The following is a 2886-nucleotide window of genomic DNA, read 5'->3' on the forward strand; positions in this document are numbered from 1 at the left end:
CATACGCGATCGAAACGGCGTACTGTTCCCGCTCAACGCGAAAGATGACATATTTGTCCATTCCCCAGCCCTCTCTTCTTCAACATCTTGCCTTTGCTTTTTTTATCGGCAGCTTTCATCCTATTTTCAGCGCGAATGTTCTCCGCTCGAGAAAAAGAGCATCCAGCCTCGGGATGCTCACTCGGCATTGGCGACTTCTTCGACAATGGCGATGACCATTTCCGTCAGTTTGACCAACTCTTCAATCGGCATCCGCTCGTTCGTCGTATGGATCTCTTCATAGCCGACAGCGAGGTTGACCGTCGGAATGCCGAAGCCGGCGATGATATTGGCATCGCTGCCGCCGCCGCTTCGCTCGAGCTTGCACGGCCGGCCGATTTTCGCCGCCGCCCGTTTGGCGATTTCCACGACATGGTCGCCGTCGCTGAACTTAAAGCCAGGGTACATCACTTCCACTTCGACATCGGCGCGGCCGCCCATTTCCACGGCGACCGTTTCAAACGCCTCTTTCATTTTCGCCACTTGCGCTTCCATTTTTTCTGGGACAAGCGAGCGGGCTTCCGCTAAAATATCGACGCGGTCGCAGACGATGTTCGTTTGCNTGCCGCCTTCAAAGCGGCCGATGTTGGCCGTTGTTTCCTCGTCGATGCGGCCGAGCGGCATTTTCGCGATCGCTTTCGCCGCAATCGTAATGGCTGACACTCCTCGCTCCGGAGCCACACCGGCATGAGCGGTTTTGCCATGCACAACCACTTTCAGCTTCGCCTGCGTCGGGGCGGCGACGACGATGTTGCCGACTTTGCCGTCGCTGTCCAAGGCATAGCCGTATTTCGCTTGGATGAGCGACGGATCGAGCGCCTTCGCCCCGACAAGCCCCGACTCTTCTCCGACGGTGATGATAAACTGGATCACGCCGTGCGGGATGTTTTGCTCTTTCAACACCCGAATCGCTTCCAACATCGCCGCCAAGCCCGCTTTATCATCCGCGCCTAAAATCGTCGTCCCGTCGGTGACGACATAGCCGTCCTGAATCGATGGCTTCACGCCTTTGCCCGGCACGACCGTATCCATATGCGATGTGAAATAAATCGGATCCACCCCGTCTTTCGTCGCCGCGAGCGTGCAAATCAAATTGCCGGCGCCGTGCCCGGTTTTCGCGGCGGCATCGTCTTCGATCACCTCAAGGCCGAGCGCTTCAAACTTTTGTTTGAGCACGTTGGCGATTTCCCCTTCATGCTTCGTTTCTGAATCGATTTGCACGAGTTCCAAAAATTCGTCGACAAGACGCTGCTCGTTTACCATCTGTTTCGTCCTCCTATGTATAGATTCCTCTTCCAGTATACCGGAAGTTTCCGCCAAACACCAAACTAGACGCCGAAACAGCTTGAGTAAACGAATGATGAGTGGAATTCAGTTTTTTCATGACTTCAGACAAATGCTGAAATCATGAAAAGCGCAGCAAAGCACCTTCGTTCAGGAAAGGTTGCGGATGTCTCATGCTAATCTTTCTTTGTCATCTTCTATTGTCATTTTCTTTTAAAAAGAGAAAATAACCCTGTCAATAAGAAAATGCCCCCTACCATTTGATAGGCATTGATATACCCTTTTAACATTTGCAAGTATTCTTGCGAACCGGCCGAGCCGCCTACGGATCGAACCCATGATGAAACAGAATCACTTCCTAATTTAGGGCTATTTAAAAGGAGCCACAATCCAATGACGGCAATAATCAATGGAATCAACTTCACTCTGCTGTTTGGGTCGTTGAAAAAATTCATTTTCCTCTCCCCTTTTTTAACCATATTATACCATATCAAACCCAAAACATAAAAGACGCCCGAGATTGACCGGACGCCTTCCATCGTTTACAGCGGAATATTGCCATGCTTTTTCTTCGGCCGCTCCTCGTGCTTGTTTCGAAGCATCTCGAGCGCCTGAATGAGCTTGATTCTCGTGTCGCGCGGGTCGATGACGTCATCGATCATGCCGTATTTCGCGGCGACGTACGGATTGGCGAATTTCTCGCGGTACTCGGCAATTTTTTGCGCCCGCGTCTCTTCCGGGTTCGGGCTTTTTTCAATTTCGCTCGCGAAAATGATATTCGCCGCCCCTTGGGGCCCCATGACGGCCACTTCGGCGTTCGGCCACGCATAGACGACATCGGCGCCGATCGATTTGCTGTTTAAGGCGACGTACGCGCCGCCGTACGCTTTCCGCAAAATGACCGTAATTTTCGGCACCGTTGCTTCCGAGTAGGCGTACAAAATTTTCGCCCCATGGCGGATGATGCCGCCGTGCTCCTGCTTGACGCCCGGGAAAAAGCCGGTGACGTCCTCAAACGTAATGATCGGGATGTTGAACGAATCGCAAAAACGGATAAAACGCGCCGCCTTGTCGGACGAATCAATGTCAAGCCCGCCGGCCATAAACTTCGGCTGGTTGCACACAAGCCCCACCACTTCGCCTTTGATGCGGGCAAAGCCGATCACGATGTTTTTGGCGAAATCTTTTTGCACTTCCAGAAACGATCCGTCATCGACGACGTGGGCGATGACGTGGCGCACATCGTACGGGCGGACGGCGTCAATCGGCACGACATCGGCCAAATCGGGGCGGTAGTCGTCCCCGTCCGGAATCGGGCCAAACGGCGGCTTTTCGTTATTGTTTGACGGCAAATAGCCAAGCAGCCGCCGCACCTCGGCGAGCGCTTCCTCTTCATTCGCCGCCGCAAAATGAGCGTTGCCGCTGATCGTGTTGTGCACGCGGGCGCCGCCTAAATCTTCGGCGCTGATTTTCTCCCCGGTCACCGCTTCAATCACTTTCGGACCGGTGATGAACATTTGGCTCGTTTTTTCGACCATGAACACAAAATCCGTGATGGCCGGC

At 53.3% G+C, this 2886-nt stretch carries 3 protein-coding genes and 2 pseudogenes; all 5 read right to left on the minus strand.

Going from position 1 to position 2886, the window contains the following annotated elements; genetic code table 11:
- Positions 1-61 (minus strand): annotated as a pseudogene (locus tag VU18_RS21250) (chemotaxis protein CheW); the annotation flags it as partial.
- 116 nt (positions 62-177) lie between these two features.
- The coding region (locus VU18_RS19995; protein WP_236687350.1) for a M20/M25/M40 family metallo-hydrolase at positions 178-601 on the minus strand (424 nt) is incomplete at its 5' end.
- 1 nt (position 602) lies between these two features.
- Positions 603-1302: pseudogene (locus tag VU18_RS20000) on the minus strand (M20/M25/M40 family metallo-hydrolase); the annotation flags it as partial.
- Between the two features lie 224 nt (positions 1303-1526).
- On the minus strand, positions 1527-1802 hold the full coding sequence (locus VU18_RS09880; RefSeq protein ID WP_236687351.1) for a hypothetical protein: 276 nt from the start codon (positions 1800-1802) through the stop codon (positions 1527-1529).
- Between the two features lie 63 nt (positions 1803-1865).
- The coding region (locus VU18_RS09885) for an acyl-CoA carboxylase subunit beta (protein ID WP_236687352.1) at positions 1866-2886 on the minus strand (1021 nt) is incomplete at its 5' end.

Origin of the sequence: Geobacillus sp. ZGt-1, assembly GCF_001026865.1 — a bacterium.
GTDB lineage: Bacteria > Bacillota > Bacilli > Bacillales > Anoxybacillaceae > Geobacillus > Geobacillus thermoleovorans.